Below are 19359 nucleotides of genomic sequence, written 5' to 3' on the forward strand. Positions count from 1 at the left end.
ATTCCCGCGCTGCGGGCGTCGGCATGGTAAACCGAAAGTCGCGCCGTTCACGCCCGGCGTCGGCGTCGTCACGCAGTCGCCTGTCGTTTCGCGCGCGCCTGGACGATGGCCGTCACCAGCAGGTCGCCGGTCACCGGCTTGCGCAGGAAGCCATCGAAGCCCGCGGCCAGCACCTGGGTTTCGGCATAGGCATCGGAACGCGCGGTCACCGCCACCAGCGGCAGTTCATAGCCCATGGTACGCAGCTGGCGGGCGATGGCCGTACCGTCCAGCGCGGGCAGATCGAGATCGAGCAGGCCGACGTCGAAACCATCGGTGGCGATCTCCGACAGCGCGCCCAGGCCATGCAGCACGTGGACCACCTCATGCCCGCGCACGCGCAGCAGGCCGGCGATGACCTCGGCCACCGTGGCATCGTCCTCGACCAGCAGGATGCGCAGCGGCGGCAGTTCCGGCAGGGCCGCCACGTCGCCCGCACTGTTGGCGGCCTGGCGCGTCCAGGGCAGGGGCAGGCGCACGCGGAACCGCGCGCCCTTGCCAGGCTGGCTGTCCACTTCGATGCGCCCCCCCATCGCCACCGCCAGTTCCTGGCAGATCGCCAGCCCCAGCCCACTGCCGCCGTAGCGCGACGCGGTACGCGGGCCGTCGGCCTGTTCGAAACGATGGAACAGGCGCTGCTGCTGCTCGGCGTTGATGCCCGGGCCGCTGTCATGGACTTCGAAGCACAGGCCGCCCTTTTCTTCCAGGCGTACGGCCAGGCCGACGTGGCCGCGCTCGGTGAATTTGATCGCGTTGCCGAGCAGGTTCAGCAGGATCTGGCGCACACGCATCTCGTCGCCACTGACACTGATCGGCCCGGGCGGGTCATCGCCGCGCTGGAACACCAGCTGGCGTTGCTGCGCCATCGGCTGCATCAGGCCCTGCACCTGGTCCAGCAGGTCCCCCAGATCGAACGGGCGCAGGTCCAGCTCCAGCCGCCCGGCTTCGATCCGGGCCAGGTCCAGGGCATCGTTGACCAGCCGCAGCAGATGCCTGCCGGCCTGCTGGATGGACCCGGCGTAGCCGCGCTGCACCGGATCCAGCGGGGTCGCCAGCAGCAGTTCGCTCATGCCCAGCACGCCGGTCATCGGCGTGCGGACTTCGTGGCCCAGCGTGGCCAGGAAACGGCTCTTGGCCTGCGAGGCCTGCTCGGCCAGCTGCTGCTTGTGCACCGTCAGCTGCCATTGCTGGCGGCGGCGCAGCCGCGCGCGGATCGACCAGACCAGAACCACCAGCAGCAACGACCCCAGCAGGATGTAGCCGAATATCGCCATGCCGCTGCGCCACCACGGCGGCAGCACCTTCACCTGCAACTGCTGCGAAGGTGTCCACGCGCCCCGGGCGGTCGCGGCCTGCACCTCGATGACATAGCGGCCGGTCGGCAGCCGCGACAGGGTGCGCTGGCCATCGCCCCCCTGCTCCACCCAGTCCTGGTCGTAACCCTGCACGCGGAAACGGTACCGGTTGCCCTGCGGGCTGGCATAGGACAGCAGCCGCGCATCGATCTGCAGATCGCGGTCGTCCGGTCCCAGCAGCAGGGTGCCGGTGAGCGGCAGCGGTTGCCAGCCGCGTGCGTCGTCGCGGCGCACCCGTACTTCGGCGATCACCAGCGATGAAGGCGGCAGCACCGTGTCGTCGGCATTCACATCAAAGGCGACCAGGCCGGTCTGGGTAACCGCCAACACGCGGCCATCGGCATTGACCGCAGGTGGCCGACCGGTGAACTCGGCATCGGACAGCCCATCGCGTTCATTGAACTGTTGCAGGCGCCGCGTCTTCGGGTCCCACCGCAGCAGGCCGCGCGGCGTCGTGGCCCACAGCTGGCCATTGTCGGCCAGCGCCAGCCCCCCCATGGTCACCGGCGGCACGCCCGCACTGCCGTCGATGCGCTGGATCAGGCGCAGGCTCATGCCATCCCACTGGTAGCGCTCGAAGGCGCCTTGGCGCGCCAGCCACAACTGCTGCGGATCGATCCATACCAGATCGTAGATCGGACCGCGCGAAACACCGGGCACTGCCTCGAAGCGTCCGGCCTGCTCACGCCAGATGCCCATGTCGCCCATCACCCAGGGCCGGCCGTGGGCGTCGAAGCGGATCTGCTCGATCGGCGCATCGGCCGTCCCGCGGAAATGTTCAAGCGGATGGCTGTGCAGCAGCCGGCCCTCTGCATCGCGCTGCTGCAGGTCCAGGCCCATCACCGACACCCACACCGTGCCATCAGGGGCCTGCCGCATCAGGTCGATGCGCTGGCGCAGGTCGGCACTGCCATCGATCCGCAGATCGCGCGATGCGCCGGTGGCCGGATCGTAGACGGTGATGCGGCCGCCGCGTCCCAGCCACAGGCGACCATCCAGGCGCGGCAGCACTGACCACACCACGCCGTTGCCGAGCTGCCGGTCGCTGGCCAGCAGACGCAGGGTGCCCTGCGCATCGAGCTGGTACACCCCTCGCGCCGAGCCGACGTAGTAGTTCTTCCCGTCGCTGGCCGCGCTCAACAGGTACTGGCTGTCCAGCGGCTTGCCGTCGAGCTGGTTCCAGATCGAGAAGCGCCGCCAGTCTGGTGGCAGATAGGCCAGGCCCTGGGTCAGCAACGCCACCCACAGTCCGCCCTCGTGGTCCTGCAGCAGGTCAAGCACACCGCTGTGCGCGGTCAGGAAGCCGCTGCCGCGGTCCCCTTCCAGCCGGCGCAACGCCGCCGCATCCCCTCGCAACAGGCCATCGGAGGTACCCGCCCAGTAGCCCCCCTGGCGATCGGCCAGGACCAGGGCCGACCGCAGCTGGGCACTGTCGGCCCATCGCGGGCGACTGACCCGGTCCTGCCCATCGATGCGATAGAGGCCATCGTTCTGGCTGCCTACCCAGATCGAACCGTCTGCATCACGGCTCAAGCGGAGCACGCTCAGCCTACCCAGTTCCCGCGCGGCCACCGGCTCGAAGCCGCTGCCGTTCCAACGCGCCACACCGGCTTCGGTGCCGACCCACAGGCGGCCCCGCGCGTCGACCAGGCTGGTGAAGATGCTGTTGCTGGGCAGGCCACCCGGGTGCGCGGGATCATGGGTGTAGAGGCGCACGCTGCCGTCTTCGCCGAAACGGCAGACGCCATGGTTGTTGGTCCCGATCCACAAGGCGTCGTCCACATAGGCCAGTGCCCAGAACTGCCCCTGGCAGGTGGAATTGACCGTATCGAAGGTCTGGAAGCGCTCGCGGTCGGCATCCAGGCGTGCCACGCCCTTGCCGTTGATACCCACCCAGACCCGGTCCAGCGGGTCGATCAGCAGGGTCTCGATCTCGTTGCCAGGCAACGAGCCCGGCTGTTCCGGGTCGTGCTCCCAGACCCGCAGGCTGTTGCCGTCATAGCGGGCGAGTCCACCATCGGTGGCAGCCCACACGTGGCCCTGGCGATCCTCGGCCAGCGCCACCACCATGCGAGACGGCAAGCCTTCGGCGGCACCGAAGCGGCGCAGGCGTGGTGTTTCTGCCATGTCCAGGGTCGCAGCCGCCGTGGCCATCGCCATCAGCAGCAGTCCCATACCTGCGATGCCACGGCACCACAGGCGCCAGCCGCTCGTCATCCTGAACCCCCTGTCCTGCGCCGATTGTCACACAGGGCCGGGTTCATGGCTGCAACAGCCTGTTTCCAGCGGCGGCACCACCACGAACTGTTGCACCCATGCACGCAACGTTGGCAGGGGGCTGTGCGTATGATCGCAGCGTCCCCTTCCGGAGCCCGCCATCGATGCGTCCCTGCCTGGCCCTGTTGCCGATGCTGCTCGCCACCGCCCCCGCCTGGGCGGCCGCTGACGCCTATCGCCTCGATCCGGTGCACACGCGGGTGCTGTTCTCGATCGACCACGCAGGCTACTCGCAGGCCATGGGCACGGTATCGGGCAGCGAGGGGCGCGTGCGGTTCGATCCCGACAACTGGCGCGACGCCACCGTGGAAGTGGATATTCCGGTGTCGCGACTGGACCTTGGTGATGCCAAGTGGAACCAGGCCACGTTGGCCCGCAGCCTGCTCGACGGCGAGCGTTTCCCGACCGCGCGATTCGTCTCCACCAAGGTCGAGCCGATCGATGCCAGGCGCGCGCACGTGACCGGCACGCTGACCCTGCGCGGGGTCAGCCAGGAAATCACGCTGGATGTCACCCTCAACGCCATCAAGCGCTACCCGCTTCCCCCGTTCCGACGCACCGCCGGTTTTTCCGCCAGCACCACGCTGAGCCGGCGCGCGTTCGGCATCACCGCCTGGCCGGGCGTCATCGGTGATGCAGTACAGCTGAGGATCGAGGCTGAAGCCACCCTCGACCGCAGCGACGCCCCGGGAACTCCCGCTCCCGTTCCGCACTCCGACCCCAAGACGGCCCCCTAGAGGACCCCTCATGACCGCCAAGAACACCCCCGCCGCCTGGGGGAGTGTCAGCCAGATCCTGCATTGGTTGATCGCACTGCTGATCCTCGCCCTGGGCGTGGTCGGCCTGACCATGGGTGAACTGCCCAAGACCCCGAAGTACTTCTGGGTCTACACCGCGCACAAGTCGATCGGCATCACCGTGCTGGCGCTGGTGCTGTTCCGCCTGGGCTGGCGCCTGTACGCCGGTGCACCGAAGCCGGTGCCGGGCGTGCCCAGCTGGCAGGAGCGCATCGCCAGCGCCACCCACGTGCTGCTGTACGTGCTGATGTTCGCCATCCCGCTGTCGGGCTGGCTGTACGACTCGGCCAGCGGCCTGCGCCCGTTCCGCTGGTTCGGCCTGGTCGACGTGCCCAAGCTGAGCGGCCCCGACCCGCAGGTTGTCGCGGTATCGCATGCCATCCACGAATACGGCTTCTGGCTGTTGATCGCGGTGGTGCTGGCCCATGCCGGCGCTGCCTTCTACCACCACCTGTTCCAGCGCGATGCAACGCTGTCCCGCATGTTGCCGCGCGGCTGGCTTGCCTCCCCTCAGAAGGACTGACCGATGAACCTGAAACTGACCACTCCGGCCGCCGTGGCCGCCGCCCTGGCCGGCATGCTGGCCACCGCCCCGGCACTCGCCGCGGACTATGCACAGGCCCCGGGTGCCGGCTCGATCCTGGTGTTCGCCACCAAGTACGACGGTGAAGTGTTCACCGGCAGCTTCCCGGGCTTCGCCACCAAGCTCAGCTTCGACCCGGCCAACCCGGCCGCCGGCTCGCTGGATGTGGTGATCCCGCTGGCCGCTGCCAAGAGCGGCAACAGCGACCGCGATTCGACCCTGCAGGGTGCCGACTTCTTCAATGTCGGCAAGTTCGCCACCGCGCGTTACACCGCCAAGGGCTTCCGTGCGGTGGGCAACGACCAGTTCGCCGCCGATGGCACGCTGGAACTGCGCGGCATCAGCAAGCCGGTCACGCTGACCTTCACCTGGAAGCCGGGCACCCAGCCGGTACTGACCGGCAAGGCCACGGTCAAGCGACTGGACTTCGGCGTCGGCGGCGGTGACTGGGCCGACACCAAGACCATCCCGGACGAAACCGCAATCAGCACGATCGTGAAGTTCGACGCGAAATGAACCGCATCTGGTAGTGCCGGCCGCTGGCCGGCATCACCGGGAACAGAGGGGGTGCCGGCCAGCGGCCGGCACTACCGATCGACGGCCAACCACGCCTGCACCGTGGCCGCGTCGAACGGCCAGTCCAGCTCGCGCTCGCCGCGCTCGTCACGCAGCACCGGCACCCGCGTGCCGTAGCGCGCTTCCAGCGCCGGCTGGTCATCCAGGAACACCGATTCGAACTCCGGCGCCCGTGCCTTGGCCAGCTCGGCCAGGGCCATGTCGCACAGGTGGCAATCGTCACGTTGGATAAGGGTCAACACCGGCCGGGCTCCCGTGGCGGAAATGCTGCGCCGCAGCCATGGAAGTGCGGCGTGAACCGCTAGAATAGCGATCTCTTCCGGTACCCGCAGTACGGCAACCATGGCTGTCAGCACGTTCGACGTTTTCAAGATCGGCATTGGCCCGAGTTCCTCGCACACCGTCGGGCCGATGAAGGCCGCCGAGCGATTCATCCATCGCTGGCTGCTCGACCCGGGCCGCCTGCACGAGGTCGCGCGCATCCGCGCCGATGTCTATGGCTCGCTGGCACTGACCGGCCGCGGGCACGGCACCGACAAGGCGATCCTGCTGGGCCTGGAAGGCCAGCGGCCGAACCTGATCGACCCGGACATCATTCCGGCCACGCTGGAGCGCATCCGCAGCAGCAAGCGCATCCAGCTGATGGGCCAGCACGAGATCGCCTTCGACGAGAAGCGCGACCTTGGCATGAACAAGCGCCAGAAGCTGCCTTACCACACCAACGGCATGCGCTTCACTGCCTACAACGCCGACGACGAAGTGATCGCCACCCGCGACTACTACTCGGTCGGCGGCGGCTTCGTGGTCAACCAGGACGACGCGGCCGATGATCGCATCGTGCCCGACGAGACCCCGCTGCCCTACCCGTTCAAGAGCGGCGATGAGCTGCTGGCGCAGACCGCGCGCAGCGGCCTGAGCATTGCCCAGCTGATGTTCGAGAACGAGAAGTGCTGGCGCAGCGAAGACGAGATCCGCGCGCAGCTGCGCGAGATCTGGAGTGCGATGCAGTCGTGCGTGGCGCGCGGCATCCGCGAGGAAGGCGTGCTGCCGGGCGGCCTGAAGGTGGGCCGTCGTGCGCCGGCGTTGTACCGCGAGCTGTCGTCGAAGCCGGAAGCGGCGATGCGCGACCCGCTGACCACGCTGGACTGGGTCAATCTGTACGCACTGGCAGTGAACGAAGAAAACGCGGCCGGTGGTCGCGTGGTGACCGCGCCGACCAACGGTGCGGCCGGTGTGCTGCCGGCGGTGCTGCACTACTTCGATCGCTTCTGCCCGGGCGCGAACGAACAGCGCGTGTTCGACTTCCTTCTGACCTCGGCGGCGATCGGCATCCTCTACAAGGAAAACGCCTCGATTTCCGGCGCCGAAGTGGGCTGCCAGGGCGAGGTTGGCGTGGCCTGCTCGATGGCGGCCGGTGGCCTGGTCGCGGCACTGGGTGGCAACCCCAGCCAGATCGAGAATGCTGCGGAAATCGGCATGGAACACAACCTGGGCCTGACCTGCGACCCGATCGGTGGGCTGGTGCAGATCCCCTGCATCGAACGCAACGCGATGGGCGCGGTGAAGGCGATCAATGCCTCGCGCATGGCGATGCGTGGCGACGGCAAGCACAAGGTATCGCTGGACAAGGTGATCAAGACCATGCGCGATACCGGCCGCGACATGCAGGACAAGTACAAGGAAACCAGCCGCGGTGGCCTGGCGGTGAACGTCATCGAGTGCTGAGATCTAGAGCCGGGCACCTGCCCGGCTGATGGGGCAGGAGCAGCCGGGCGTGGCCCCGGCTCTACATCGGACGACACCATCACCGCGTTCCGGTTAGGCTCGGGGCTCCCCCACCCCGGATTGCCCCATGCGCGTGATCGCTGCCGCCCTGCTTGCCTGCCTTCCGCTGACCGCGCTGGCCGCCCCCACCTACGGGCCGCGGCTGGAAGGTTTCGACTACGGCTATCCGGTGAAGACCTTCGCGCTGGAATCGCAGCGGCAGCCGCTGGAGATGGCCTACCTGGACATCGCGCCGAAGAAGGCCCCCATCGGCGTGGTGGTGCTGCTGCACGGCAAGAATTTCTGCGCGGCCACCTGGAAGGAATCGATCAAGCCGCTGGTTGCCGCCGGCTATCGGGTGATCGCTCCGGACCAGGTCGGCTTCTGCAAATCCAGCAAGCCCGAGCGCTACCAGTACACGATCGCACAGCTGGCAGCCAACACCCATGCCCTGCTGCAGCAGCTGCAACTGGGCGACGTGCCGGTGCACCTGGTCGGTCATTCGATGGGTGGCATGCTGGCAGTGCGCTACGCGCTGATGTACCCGCAGGACCTGCGCAGCCTGTCGCTGGTCAACCCGATCGGTCTGGAAGACTGGAAGGCGCTGGGCGTCCCCTGGCGCAGCGTCGACGCGTGGTATGCCGGTGAAATGAACATCAGCTACGACAGCATCCGCCGCTACCAGCTGGATGTGTACTACGACGGCAAATGGAAGCCGGCCTACGAACCCTGGGCGCGGATGCAGTCAGGCATGTACGAAGGGCCCGGCAAGCAGGCCGTTGCATGGAGCCAGGCGCTGGCCTCGGACATGGTGTTCAACCAGCCGGTGGTCTACGAACTGAAGAACCTGCAGGTGCCGACCACGCTGTTCATCGGCCAGAAGGACCGCACCGCGATCGGCCGGGACCTGGCGCCGCCTGCGGTGAAGGCGACGCTGGGCAACTATCCAGTGCTCGGCAAGGCGGCGGCCGCAGCGATTCCCAGCGCGACGCTGGTCGAGTTCGCCGAACTGGGCCATTCGCCGCAGGTGCAGGACCCGAAGCAGTTCAACGCCGCGTTGCTGAAGGCATTGAAGGCGCATTGAACGGCAGCCCTCCCCTGTAGAGCCGAGCCCATGCTCGGCTTATCCAGCAGGAGGGGATTTTGCCAGCAGCAGCCGAGCATGGGCTCGGCTCTACAGAAGCAGTGCGATCAGCCGACGATCCGCAGCACGTCATCCAGCAACGCGGCGGCGGTGACTTCCGCGCCCGCACCCGGGCCCTGGATCAACAGCGGCTGGCGACGGTAGCGATCACTGTGGATGGCGACGCGGTTGTCGGTGCCCGCGCCCTGCGCCAAGGGATGGTCGGCCGGAAGCTCGCGCAGGCCCACCTGCGCACCGTCACCGTCAACACGGCCAACGAAACGCAACACGCGGCCGTTTTCGCGTGCCTGCTGCCAACGCGCCTGCAGCGGCGCATCCAGCTGCTCCAGCGCAGCCACTGCGCCCTCCAGCGGCAACGCGGCCAGCGTGTCAGGTACCAGTGAATCCACCTGCACCTGCGAAGCATCCAGCGCCAGCCCGCTGCTGCGGGCCAGGATCAGCAGCTTGCGGCGCACGTCCTCGCCGGACAGGTCAAGCCGCGGATCCGGCTCGGTGTAGCCGGCCGCCAGCGCCTCGCGCACCGCCGCCGAGAACGGCGACTTGCCGTCATAGCGATGGAACAGCCACGCCAGCGAACCGGACAGCACGCCCTCGATGGCATGGATGTGATCACCACCGGCCACCAGTGCGCGCAGGCTGCTCAGCAGCGGCAGCCCGGCGCCGACGGTTGCGCTGTCGCCATAGCGCGCACCACTGTCGGCACAGCTCTCCGCAATCGCCTGCGCGCGTGCCAGCTGCGCACCACGGCCCAGCTTGTTGGCGGTCACCACATGCACGCCGCGCGCCAGCCACTGCACGTGACGTGCGGCCACGTCTTCGCTGGCGGTGGCATCGACCACCACATCGCCACGCTCCAGCCCTTCGGTGCTGGCCCACGCCGGCGAACTCTGGCCATCGCGTGGCGCACGTCGCGCCAGTTCCAGCGGCAACGCCAGGTCACGATCGATCTCCAGCGCAGTGCGCGAGTTGGCCAGCCATTGCACGCTCGGCAGTTCCAGCCCACGAGCCTGCAGCGTCTGGTAGCGCTGCACGAAGGCCGAGCCGACCGTGCCGGTACCGAGCAGCGCCAGGCGTCCCGCGCCCAGCGCCGGAATTTCAGCAGCGAGTGCGCTCATGCATCCACCACCTGTTTGCGGCGGGCGGCCGCATCGATCACCGCTTCGGCGCGCTGCAGCGCGGCGCCGAGATCGGCCAGCAGGTCGCGCTCGGCCTCGATGCCGACCGACAGGCGCAGCAGCCCTTCGCTGATGCCGGCGGCTGCACGCGCTTCGGCGGTCATCGCCGCATGGGTCATGGTCGCCGGATGCGCGATCAGGCTTTCGACGCCGCCCAGCGATTCGGCCAGGGTGAAGCAGCGCAGGCCATCCACGAATGCGCGCACTGCCGCGTGCGGATCTTCACCAGCGCAGTGCGCAAGCTCGAACGACAGCATCGCACCGAAGCCGTTCTGCTGGCGTGCGGCGATGGCATGGCCGGGATGTTCGGCCAGGCCCGGGTAGTACACCGCGCCGACCGCCGGATGCTGATCCAGCAGGGCGACGATCGAGGCGGTATTTTCCTGGTGCACGCGCAGGCGCGCATCCAGCGTGCGCAGGCCGCGCAGGGTCAGGAAGGCATCGAACGGGGAACCGGTCAGGCCCAGCGCGTTGCCCCACCACACCAGCTGCTCGTGCAGCGCCGGATCGCGCGCGACCACCGCCCCACCCACCACATCGCTGTGGCCGTTGATGTACTTCGTGGTGGAATGCAGCACCAGGTCCGCACCGAACGACAGCGGCTGCTGCAGCGCCGGCGACAGGAACGTGTTGTCGACCACCACGAGGGCACCGGCCTTGTGCGCGGCATCGATGACGAAGCGCAGGTCGGTGATGCGCAGCAGCGGGTTGGACGGCGTTTCCACCAGCACCAGCTTCGGCTGGGTGGCCAACGCCTGCGCCAGTGCACGCGGATCGGTCAGGTCGGCGGTGACCAGTTCAAAGTGGCCCTTCCTGGCCAGCGCATTGAACAGGCGCCAGCTGCCGCCGTACGCATCGTGCGGCACCACCAGGGTATCGCCCGGCTGCAGCAGTGCGTTCAGCACCAGGTTGATCGCGCCCATGCCGGTGGCGGTGACTACACCACCGACGCCGCCTTCCAGTTCGGCCAGCGCCTCACCCAGCAGGTCGCGGGTCGGGTTGCCACTGCGCGTGTAGTCGTACTGGCGCTTGTTGCCGAAGCCTTCGAAGCTGAAGTTCGACGACAGCACGATCGGCGGCGTGACCGCGCCATGCGCGGTGTCCCGATCGATGCCGGCACGGACGGCGGCAGTGGTGCGACTACAGGACGGCTCGTTGGCGTGCAGGCTCATGCGGACTCTCCAGAAGTGCGGAAGGCGGTGGCGAGGATCGCGTCGATGCGATCGGTTTCTTTGAGGAATGCGTCGTGGCCATAGGGCGAACGCAGCACGCGCAGGCTGCCGCGCGGGCCCAGCCCTTCGACCAGGCCGACCAGGTCGGCCAGCGGCACCAGGCGGTCGCCCTCCACGGCCACCACCACGGTCGGCGGCAGGATCGCGGCGGGGTCGACACGGTGCAGGTCGATCGATTCGGACAGCCGCAGGTAGGCGGTCACCGGCGTGCGCGCGACGTACTGTGCGCCGGCGGCGTCGAGGTAGTCTTCGGCGGCCACGCGCACGCGGCCATTGATGACCTCCGGGGCAGCGTCGAAGCGCTCGCCGAATTCTTCCGGGGTGCGGTAGCTGAGCATGGCGAACTGCCGCGCCAGGGCCAGGCCGTGGTCTTCGCCGCACTGCAGCTGGCCGAGGGCGACGGCGCGGCGCTGCAGCGCGCGCCACGCGGCGGCATAGGGATGCGGGCGGTGCGCGCCGCTGGCCAGCACCAGCTGGCGCACGCGGGCGCGGTGGCGGATCGCGAACTGCTGGCCGACCAGCGCGCCATACGAATAGCCGACGAAGGCCTTCAGCGTGCGGATGCCGAGATGGTCCAGCAGCAGCGCCAGCGCATCGGCCTGGTCGGCGGTATCGATCGGCACATCCAGCGCACCGTCGGCACCGATGAAGTCGAAGGCCAGCACGCGCAGTTGCTGCGGATCCAGCGCGCGGCCGCTACCCACAAGCGCTTCGGCCCAGCCCTTCTCGCTGAACTGTGCGTTGGACGCCACGTGGCGATGCGCGGAAATGCCACCGGCCAGCACCACCACCGGCGCGTTGGCCGGGCCGACCCACTCATAGCGCAGGCGCACCGGGCTGGGGCCTGCATGACGCATCGACAGCACCGCGGCGAACTCACCGCGCTCGGCGTGCACGCGGTCTGCGACCGGCACGCTGACGGGGACAAAGGGTTCGGGGCGAATGGCGGTACTGGCAGCGAAGCTCATGGCGGGATCCGGTTGGGGAATCGGCCATCGAGCCTTCGCGGGCCCGCGTTCGAGATGCACGTGGGGTGCATGGTTCGAACCATCTTTCGGTGGACGCCACGGTCCCCGCAGGATTTGGCACCTACGCAGACGCTTGCGCGCCTGCGGGCTGCCCCGGCTTCAAAGGGCCTGTCCCTCTGCCGGTCTCGATGGTGGAGCCACGATGCCAGCCCTTTCCGGCACTGTCAATCCCTTCATGCGGATAAAGCGATAGATATTTTCAGGATCACTCTGCGAGGGCCGTCCCGGTCGCCCCGTTCAGGATCGGGTACAGTCCCGGCGGTCCTCTCGCTGGAAACGCCGATGCCGCGCCTGCCCCTGTCCTGCCTGCTGCTGCCTCTGCTGGCGAGCGCGATCGCACACGCCAGCGACTGGCGCCAGGGCTGGGGACTGGCTCCCCCTTCCGCCCGTGCCACGCGCGCAGGCAGTGCCGAGAGCGCCGCCCCCATGGCCCAGTTGCGCCTGCAGCCGGTCGGTACGCAATGGCAGGCGCGGATCGACAACGGGCTGGCAGGGCCGCTGCAGATCCAGCTGCGCGCCGCCCCCGGACACCCGGTCGAAGGCCTCCCGGTCGAGTCGCTGATCCAGGGCGACAGCAGCCTGGTGGTCGGCCACCTGCCCGCCCCGATCGATGGCCGCATGCTGGATCTGCGACTGCAGTCGGTGCCGGGCAACCCGGCCGCGCAGGCCGAAGATGTCGCCTATCGCCTGCCGTTCGATGCGGCCCGCCTGCGTGTGGACCAGGCGCCGCAGGGGCGATTCAGCCATGACGACGAGGAGAACCGCGACGCGGTCGACTTCGCACTGCCGGAGGGCACCCTGGTGCTGGCCGCGCGCGAGGGCACGGTGATGCAGATCCAGGATGGCTTCCGTGGCAACGGCCAGGACCGCGAGCGCGATGGTGCCCGTGCCAATTTCATCCGCGTGCTGCACAGCGACGGCAGCATGGCCCTGTACGGCCACCTCCAGGCCGGCGGCATGCGCGTGCGCCGCGGCCAGGCGGTGGGAGCCGGGCAACCGATCGGCCTGTCCGGCAACAGCGGCTACAGCACTGCGCCGCACCTGCACTTCGTGGTGCAGGTCAACCGCGGCATGGGCCTGCGCTCGGTGCCGGTGCGCATCTTCGCCGGGCAGGGCCAGCTGCAGTTCGCCCGCCACGGCGAGGCCGACGGCGGTATCGGGCGCTGACCGGCCCCGGCCGGTATAATCGGGCGCTTATCTCTTTGAAAAGCGCCCCGGGCGGGCGCCACTGCCATGTCCGAAGTCGCCAACGAAGCGTCGCGTCGCCGCACCTTCGCCATCATCTCCCACCCTGACGCCGGCAAGACCACGCTGACCGAAAAGCTGCTGCTGTTCGGAGGCGCGATCCAGATGGCCGGTTCGGTCAAGGGCCGCAAGGCCGCCCGCCACGCCACCTCCGACTGGATGGCGCTGGAAAAGGAGCGCGGCATCTCCGTCACCTCCTCGGTGATGCAGTTCCCGTACGAAGGCAAGATCGTCAACCTGCTCGACACCCCTGGCCACGCCGACTTCGGCGAGGACACCTACCGCGTGCTGACCGCAGTGGACTCGGCGCTGATGGTGATCGACGTGGCCAAGGGCGTGGAAGAGCGCACCATCAAGCTGATGGAGGTGTGCCGCCTGCGCGACACCCCGATCATGACCTTCATCAACAAGCTCGACCGCGAGGGCAAGGACCCGATCGAGCTGCTGGATGAAGTGGAGACCGTGCTCGGCATCCAGTGCGCGCCGGTGACCTGGCCGATCGGCATGGGCCAGCGCCTGAAGGGCGTGGTCCACCTGCTGACCGGCGAAGTGCACCTGTACGAACCGGGTCGCAACTTCACCCGCCAGGACTCGACCATCTTCCCGTCCATCGATGCGCCCGGCCTGGCCGAGAAGATCGGTGCGCAGATGCTGGCCGACCTGCGCGACGAACTGGAACTGGTGCAGGGCGCCAGCCATCCGTTCGATCTGGACGCTTACCGCGCCGGCAAGCAGACTCCGGTGTTCTTCGGCTCGGGCGTGAACAACTTCGGCGTGCAGCCGCTGCTGGACTTCTTCGTCGAGCATGCGCCGTCGCCGCAGGCGCGAACCACTACCGGCCGCGAAATCGCACCGGAAGAGAACAAGCTGACCGGCTTCGTGTTCAAGATCCAGGCCAACATGGACCCGCAGCACCGTGACCGCGTGGCATTCATGCGGGTCTGTTCGGGCCGTTTCAGCGCCGGCATGAAGACCTTCCACGTGCGCACCGGCAAGGAAATGAAGCTGGCCAACGCGCTGACCTTCATGGCCAGCGACCGCGAGATCGCGGCCGAAGCGTGGCCCGGCGATGTGATCGGCATCCACAACCACGGCACCATCTCCATCGGCGATACCTTCACCGAAGGCGAAGCGGTGACCTTCACCGGCATTCCCAACTTCGCCCCGGAACTGTTCCGCCGCGCACGCCTGCGTGATCCGCTCAAGCTCAAGCAGCTGCAGAAGGGCCTGGCCCAGCTGTCCGAGGAAGGCGCGACCCAGTTCTTCCGCCCGCTGACCAGCAACGACCTGATCCTGGGTGCGGTCGGCGTGCTGCAGTTCGACGTGGCGGCCTATCGCCTGAAGGACGAGTACGGCGTGGAAGCCACCTTCGAGCCGGTCAGCGTGACCACCGCGCGTTGGGTCCACTGCAGCAACGAGAAGAAGCTGGAAGAATTCCGCGAGAAGAACGCCTTGAACCTGGCCCTGGATGCGGCCGGTCACCTGGTCTACCTCGCTCCGACCCGGGTCAACCTGCAGCTGGCCCAGGAACGCTCGCCGGATGTGCGTTTCTCCGCCACACGCGAAGCGGCGCACACCGTTTCGGCAGGCTGATGCCACGGGGTCGGATCCCTTTCCGCAAGGAAAGGGCTCTGACCCCGCCGTCGCAACGCAGGGATTCACGCACCATACGGTGACGGGCGTGCACGCATCGCCCATCGCGGCGATGATAGGTGGGTGCGGGTCCCCCTCCCCGCGAACAATGCCTACGCCATGTCCACGACGTCCATTGCTTCGATCCGTGAAGAAATCGCCAGCGCCCTGACCCATGGCCTGGGCGCGGTATTCGCCCTGGCCGCCAGCGCGGTGTTGATCACCCTGGCTGCGATCTACGGCGACGGCTGGCAGCTGGCAAGCGCGATCGTATTCGGCATCGCGCTGTTGCTGCTGTACACCGCTTCCACCCTGTACCACGCCATCCAGCATCCGGTCGCCAAGGGCCGGTTGAAGGTGTTCGACCACTGCGCGATCTATGTACTGATCGCGGGCACCTATACCCCGTTCACCCTGATCGGCCTGCGCGGCCCGTGGGGCTGGGGCCTGTTCAGCGCGATCTGGGCGCTCGCGCTGGGCGGTGTGGTGTTCAAGCTGTTCTACACCGGCCGCTTCAAGGTGCTCTCGACGGTGATCTACATCGCCATGGGCTGGCTGGTGGTCGTGGCGATCAAGCCGATGTGGGCCTCGATCGATGGCGGCACCCTCGCCTGGCTGTTCGCCGGCGGCCTGTCATACACGCTGGGGACCTACTTCTACCACCGTGAATCGATCCCGTACTCGCATGCCATCTGGCACCTGTTCGTGATCGGCGGCAGCGTCTGCCACTTCGTCGCGGTCACCATGCAGGTACTGTAAACGGCCGCTCGCGGGCGGCGCGTGCACGCCATGCACATGGACGCTTCGCGCCCTGTCCACGAAGACGGGGCAACCATGGCAGCGTGAATGCTGCCACCTCCCCTGCCGCAAAGCGCACGACCCGCTGGCGCGTCCGCCGCCCCGGCCCACGAGGCCGGCGCTGGCTCACGATCCTGATTTTCCTGCTGGCGGCGGTCCTGGTACTGATCGCGTTGTGGGACTGGAACTGGTTCAAGGGGCCGGTCGAGCGCGCGGTGCAGGCGCGTACCGGCCGTGTACTGCACATCGGGAACCTGGATGTCGACCTCGGCCGCACCAGCACGATCCGCGCCGATGCGATCACCTTCGCCAATGCCGGTTGGGCGAAGCAGCCGAACATGGCCACGGCCGACCGCGTCGAGATCGACGTGCGCGTGTGGCCCCTGCTGCGCGGCAGCGTGCAGCTGCCGGAAGTGCGCCTGACCCGGCCGGACGTGCTGCTGGAAACCGCCCCACGCAAGGGCGAACCGGGCAACTGGGACTTCCTCGGTGACAGCGCCGGCGGCACCAGCCCGCAGCTCAAGCGCCTGCGCATCGACGACGGCCGACTGCAGTTCCTTGACGCGCCGGGCCGTACCGACATCCGCGTGGGCGTGCGCAGCGGCCAGCCGAAGCAGGCCGATGCCTCGCCGCCGCTGCTGGTGCAGGGCAAGGGCCACTGGCAGGGCAACCCGTTCACCCTGCAGGGCGGAACCGAATCACCGCTGGAACTGACCAACAGCGACCACCCGTTCCGCATCCACCTCGACGGCCGCGCCGGCGCCACCCACGCGGTGGCCAGCGGCACGCTGACCAATCCGTTCCAGCTGCGCGTGTTCGACCTGCAGTTCGCGCTCAGTGGCCAGGACCTGGCCGATCTCTACCCATTGCTCGGCATCGCCATTCCGCCGTCCCCACCCTACGCGCTGAACGGACGCCTGAAGCGCGACCACGACGTCTGGCGTTACGACGGCTTCACCGGCAAGGTGGGCGACAGCGACCTCGGTGGCAGTCTTCAGTTCGAGGTGGGCCGCGACCGTCCGCGGCTGACCGCGACGCTGGAATCCAAGCGCCTGGACTTCGATGACCTGGCCGGCTTCGTCGGCGCGCCGCCGAAGACCGGCGGCGGCGAAACCGCCAATGCGGAGCAGAAGGCCGAGGCCGCACGGGTGGCCGCGCGCGCGCGCGTGCTTCCGGACACGCCCTACAACCTCGGCAAGCTGCGTGCGATGGATGCCGATGTGCGCTGGAAGGCCCACCGCATCAACGCACCGTCATTGCCATTGGACGACATGGACGCCCATCTGCTGCTGGATGACGGGGTGCTGCGGCTGGCCCCGCTGAACTTCGGCGTCGCCGGCGGCGATATCCGCAGCACCATCCGCATGGACGCACGCCAGCCGCAGATCAACACCGCGCTGAAGGCAAGCGTACGCGGCGTTCAGCTGGGCCAGCTGTTCCCCGATGCCAAGCTGGCCGAACAGGCCAAGGGCGGCATCGGCGGTGAGGTGGACCTGAATGGCCGCGGCAATTCGATCGCCGCGATGCTCGGCAGCAGCAGCGGCAAGGTCGGCCTGGCGATGGGCCGTGGCCATGTCGGCAACCTGGTGATGGAGCTGGCCGGCCTGGACATCACCGAATCGCTGAAATTCCTGGTGACCGGCGACAAGCAGATTCCCCTGCGCTGCGCCTTCGCCGACTTCGGTGTGCGCGACGGCCTGATGACCAGCCAGGCGCTGGCGGTGGACACCACCGACACGATCCTCATCGGCGAAGGCACCGTCAGCCTGCGCGACGAAACCTTGGACCTGCTGTTGAAGCCGCGCCCGAAGGACAGGAGCATCCTGGTACTGCGCTCGCCGCTGCACATTGCCGGCACGTTCAAGGACCCGTCGTTCCGCCCGGACTTCAAGGCGCTGGGCATCCGCGGTGCGGTGGCCCTGGCGCTGGGCAGCATTGCCCCGCCAGCGGCGTTGCTGGCAACCATCGAACTGGGGCCGGGCAAGGATACCGACTGCGGTGGGCAGTATGCGAAGTAGGGTTACAGCGTTGTTCGCGGCGCCTGCATTGATCGCGGCCTGAGGGGGACGGGTGACGCAGGCAGGACACGCCGCAAGTACGTCCCTGTAGGCTCGATGGCGCCATCCATGGCGCCATCGAGCCCCCATGGATGGGTTTACGGCGTGTCCTGCCCAGCCGCACCCTCCGCCTCCCAACATATCAGGAAGGCGCTGCTGTGGCTTTGGCTGTGGCTCTGGCTTCGAAAAGCGGGCCGGCGGGCCGCAGGCCCGCCAGCGACACCCTCACCCGGCAACGATGTACTGCTGCAGCTGGTCCAGCTCCCGCCGCTGCGCATCGATCACCGCCTTCACCAGGTCGCCGATGGAGATCACCCCCAGCACCTGCGCGCCCTCCACGACCGGCAGGTGGCGGATGCGGTAATCGGTCACCAACTGCAGGCAATGCTCCACCTGCTCACCCGGCGACACCGTCACCACCTGCGACGTCATGATCTCTGCCACCGCCGTATCACGCGAAGAGCGATCACGCAACACGATCTTGCGCGCGTAATCACGCTCGGACAGGATTCCCACCAGCCGCGGGCCGTCCATCACCAGCACCGCACCGATGCCCTTTTCCGCCATCAACCGGATCGCATCGATCACCGCCGCATCCGGCGCGACCGCATGTACTTCAGGAGACTTGCCGTCCAACAGTTGCCGTACCGTGGTCATCTGCCTGCCCTCCCAGGGTGGGTTGCGGGACCGAGTCTGCCACGGACGATGCTAGCCAGGCGTCAACCAGGTACAACGGCCGCTGCTTGGATTCCTCGTACAGCCGCCCCAGGTACTCGCCGATCAGGCCAAGCGCGATCAGCTGCACGCCACCCAGGAACAGGATCACCGCCATCATCGTCGGCCAGCCCGCCACCCGGTCGCCATACAAGGCCGCCTTCACGATCACCCACAGGCCGAACACGAAAGCGACGGCCGCGGTTGCCAGCCCGAGGTAGGTCGCCGCCCGCAACGGCACGGTCGAGAACCCGGTGATGCCTTCGAGGGCGAAATTCCACAGCCGCCACAGGCTGAACTTGCTGGTGCCGGCCACACGCGCGTGGCGGTGGTAGGGCACGGCGATCCGCTTGAATCCCACCCAGCTGAAAAGTCCCTTCATGAAGCGGTGGCGCTCGCGCATCCCGCGCAGGGCGTTCAGCGCGCGCGGTGACAGCAGGCGGAAGTCCCCGGTATCGGCCGGAATCGGTGTCCGCGACAGGCGGCCCATCACCCGATAGAACATCGCTGCCGTGGCGCGCTTGATCCAGGCCTCGCCATCGCGGGCCATGCGCGTGCCGTAGACGTTGTCATGCCCTTCGCGCCAGCGCGCGACGAACTGCGGCACCAGCTCCGGCGGGTCCTGGCCGTCGGCATCGAGGATCATCGCCGCACCCTCGTGCACCAGATCCAGGCCGGCGGTCAGCGCGGCTTCCTTGCCGAAGTTGCGCGACAGCTTCAGCGCCGATACGCGTGCATCGGCCTGGGCCAGCCCGGCGATCACTTCCCAGGTGCGGTCATGGCTGCCGTCGTCCACGTAGAGGATGTGACCGTCGATGTCGGGCATGCCGTCGAGCACCGCGCACAGCCGTGGATGCAGCAGCGGCAGTGCCAGGGCCTCGTTGTAGGCGGCGATGACGAAGGTAAGCCGTTCGCGGGTCATGGCCGGATTGTACGTTGCCGG

The 19359-nt window shown here is 68.1% G+C and carries 16 protein-coding genes and 1 riboswitch; of the genes, 9 read left to right on the top strand and 7 right to left on the bottom strand.

Annotated features, from left to right (window positions below; all coding sequences use genetic code 11):
* Nucleotides 1-68 precede the first annotated feature (68 nt).
* Complete coding sequence (locus tag ACMGRF_RS13135; protein ID WP_414485267.1) at nucleotides 69-3611, bottom strand: ATP-binding protein; 3543 nt, start codon at nucleotides 3609-3611, stop codon at nucleotides 69-71.
* A gap of 164 nt (nucleotides 3612-3775) precedes the next feature.
* On the opposite strand from ACMGRF_RS13135, the gene ACMGRF_RS13140 reads away from it, so the two are divergent.
* Genes ACMGRF_RS13140 through ACMGRF_RS13150 form a run of 3 tightly spaced genes read left to right on the top strand, consistent with a single transcriptional unit; the run spans nucleotide 3776 to nucleotide 5567 of the window.
* Entirely contained in the window at nucleotides 3776-4408 is a 633-nt protein-coding gene (locus ACMGRF_RS13140) for a YceI family protein (RefSeq protein ID WP_164283590.1), read from the top strand.
* Nucleotides 4409-4418: 10 nt separating this feature from the next.
* Complete coding sequence (locus ACMGRF_RS13145; RefSeq protein ID WP_005410672.1) at nucleotides 4419-4991, top strand: cytochrome b; 573 nt, start codon at nucleotides 4419-4421, stop codon at nucleotides 4989-4991.
* A gap of 3 nt (nucleotides 4992-4994) precedes the next feature.
* Nucleotides 4995-5567 carry a YceI family protein gene (locus tag ACMGRF_RS13150; protein WP_100478602.1) on the top strand — a complete coding sequence of 191 codons (573 nt, stop codon included), beginning with the start codon at nucleotides 4995-4997 and terminating at the stop codon, nucleotides 5565-5567.
* Nucleotides 5568-5638: 71 nt separating this feature from the next.
* Here ACMGRF_RS13150 and ACMGRF_RS13155 read toward each other — a convergent pair whose 3' ends face one another.
* Nucleotides 5639-5869 (bottom strand): glutaredoxin family protein, encoded by a 231-nt coding sequence (locus ACMGRF_RS13155; protein WP_100478603.1) that lies wholly within the window; start codon nucleotides 5867-5869, stop codon nucleotides 5639-5641.
* Nucleotides 5870-5969: 100 nt separating this feature from the next.
* Between ACMGRF_RS13155 and ACMGRF_RS13160 the strand changes: the two genes are divergently transcribed.
* Both ACMGRF_RS13160 and ACMGRF_RS13165 read left to right on the top strand, forming a co-directional pair.
* Complete coding sequence (locus ACMGRF_RS13160; protein ID WP_049415888.1) at nucleotides 5970-7352, top strand: L-serine ammonia-lyase; 1383 nt, start codon at nucleotides 5970-5972, stop codon at nucleotides 7350-7352.
* 127 nt (nucleotides 7353-7479) lie between these two features.
* Entirely contained in the window at nucleotides 7480-8475 is a 996-nt protein-coding gene (locus ACMGRF_RS13165) for an alpha/beta fold hydrolase (RefSeq protein ID WP_414485268.1), read from the top strand.
* A gap of 107 nt (nucleotides 8476-8582) precedes the next feature.
* Here ACMGRF_RS13165 and ACMGRF_RS13170 read toward each other — a convergent pair whose 3' ends face one another.
* From ACMGRF_RS13170 to metX, 3 genes are read right to left on the bottom strand one after another with little or no spacing between them, the layout of a single operon-like run.
* A complete protein-coding gene (locus ACMGRF_RS13170; RefSeq protein ID WP_049415900.1) occupies nucleotides 8583-9650 on the bottom strand; it encodes a homoserine dehydrogenase in 1068 nt (355 codons plus the stop codon).
* Nucleotides 9647-10882 carry an O-succinylhomoserine (thiol)-lyase gene (locus ACMGRF_RS13175; protein ID WP_414485269.1) on the bottom strand — a complete coding sequence of 412 codons (1236 nt, stop codon included), beginning with the start codon at nucleotides 10880-10882 and terminating at the stop codon, nucleotides 9647-9649. The genes ACMGRF_RS13170 and ACMGRF_RS13175 overlap by 4 nt, the downstream gene beginning before the upstream one ends.
* The gene (gene metX, locus ACMGRF_RS13180) at nucleotides 10879-11910 is read right to left on the bottom strand and encodes a homoserine O-succinyltransferase MetX (protein ID WP_049415906.1); all 1032 of its coding nucleotides are present in this window, start codon (nucleotides 11908-11910) and stop codon (nucleotides 10879-10881) included. Before metX ends, ACMGRF_RS13175 begins: the two co-directional genes overlap by 4 nt.
* Nucleotides 11911-11986: 76 nt before the next feature.
* Nucleotides 11987-12105: riboswitch (SAM riboswitch) on the bottom strand.
* 147 nt (nucleotides 12106-12252) lie between these two features.
* Between metX and ACMGRF_RS13185 the strand changes: the two genes are divergently transcribed.
* The 4 genes from ACMGRF_RS13185 (at nucleotide 12253) to ACMGRF_RS13200 (ending at nucleotide 17663) form a co-directional block, all read left to right on the top strand.
* Nucleotides 12253-13137 (top strand): M23 family metallopeptidase, encoded by an 885-nt coding sequence (locus ACMGRF_RS13185; protein WP_111190651.1) that lies wholly within the window; start codon nucleotides 12253-12255, stop codon nucleotides 13135-13137.
* A gap of 66 nt (nucleotides 13138-13203) precedes the next feature.
* On the top strand, nucleotides 13204-14808 hold the full coding sequence (locus tag ACMGRF_RS13190; RefSeq protein WP_049415910.1) for a peptide chain release factor 3: 1605 nt from the start codon (nucleotides 13204-13206) through the stop codon (nucleotides 14806-14808).
* Between the two features lie 159 nt (nucleotides 14809-14967).
* Nucleotides 14968-15606 (top strand): PAQR family membrane homeostasis protein TrhA, encoded by a 639-nt coding sequence (gene trhA, locus ACMGRF_RS13195; RefSeq protein WP_049439695.1) that lies wholly within the window; start codon nucleotides 14968-14970, stop codon nucleotides 15604-15606.
* An 83-nt stretch (nucleotides 15607-15689) separates the two neighbouring features.
* Nucleotides 15690-17663: an AsmA family protein gene (locus ACMGRF_RS13200; RefSeq protein WP_414485270.1), complete on the top strand. Its 1974-nt coding sequence runs from the start codon at nucleotides 15690-15692 to the stop codon at nucleotides 17661-17663.
* Between the two features lie 264 nt (nucleotides 17664-17927).
* Here the strand turns inward: ACMGRF_RS13200 and ACMGRF_RS13205 are convergent, their stop codons facing one another.
* Both ACMGRF_RS13205 and ACMGRF_RS13210 read right to left on the bottom strand, forming a co-directional pair.
* Entirely contained in the window at nucleotides 17928-18359 is a 432-nt protein-coding gene (locus ACMGRF_RS13205; protein ID WP_049439011.1) for a CBS domain-containing protein, read from the bottom strand.
* Nucleotides 18319-19338, bottom strand: a complete 1020-nt coding sequence (locus tag ACMGRF_RS13210) for a glycosyltransferase family 2 protein (protein WP_049412233.1) — start codon at nucleotides 19336-19338, stop codon at nucleotides 18319-18321. The genes ACMGRF_RS13205 and ACMGRF_RS13210 overlap by 41 nt, the downstream gene beginning before the upstream one ends.
* Nucleotides 19339-19359: the final 21 nt, after the last annotated feature.

Origin of the sequence: Stenotrophomonas sp. EMP41 (assembly GCF_047495535.1) — a bacterium.
In the GTDB taxonomy this organism is placed as follows: Bacteria; Pseudomonadota; Gammaproteobacteria; order Xanthomonadales; family Xanthomonadaceae; genus Stenotrophomonas; species Stenotrophomonas sepilia.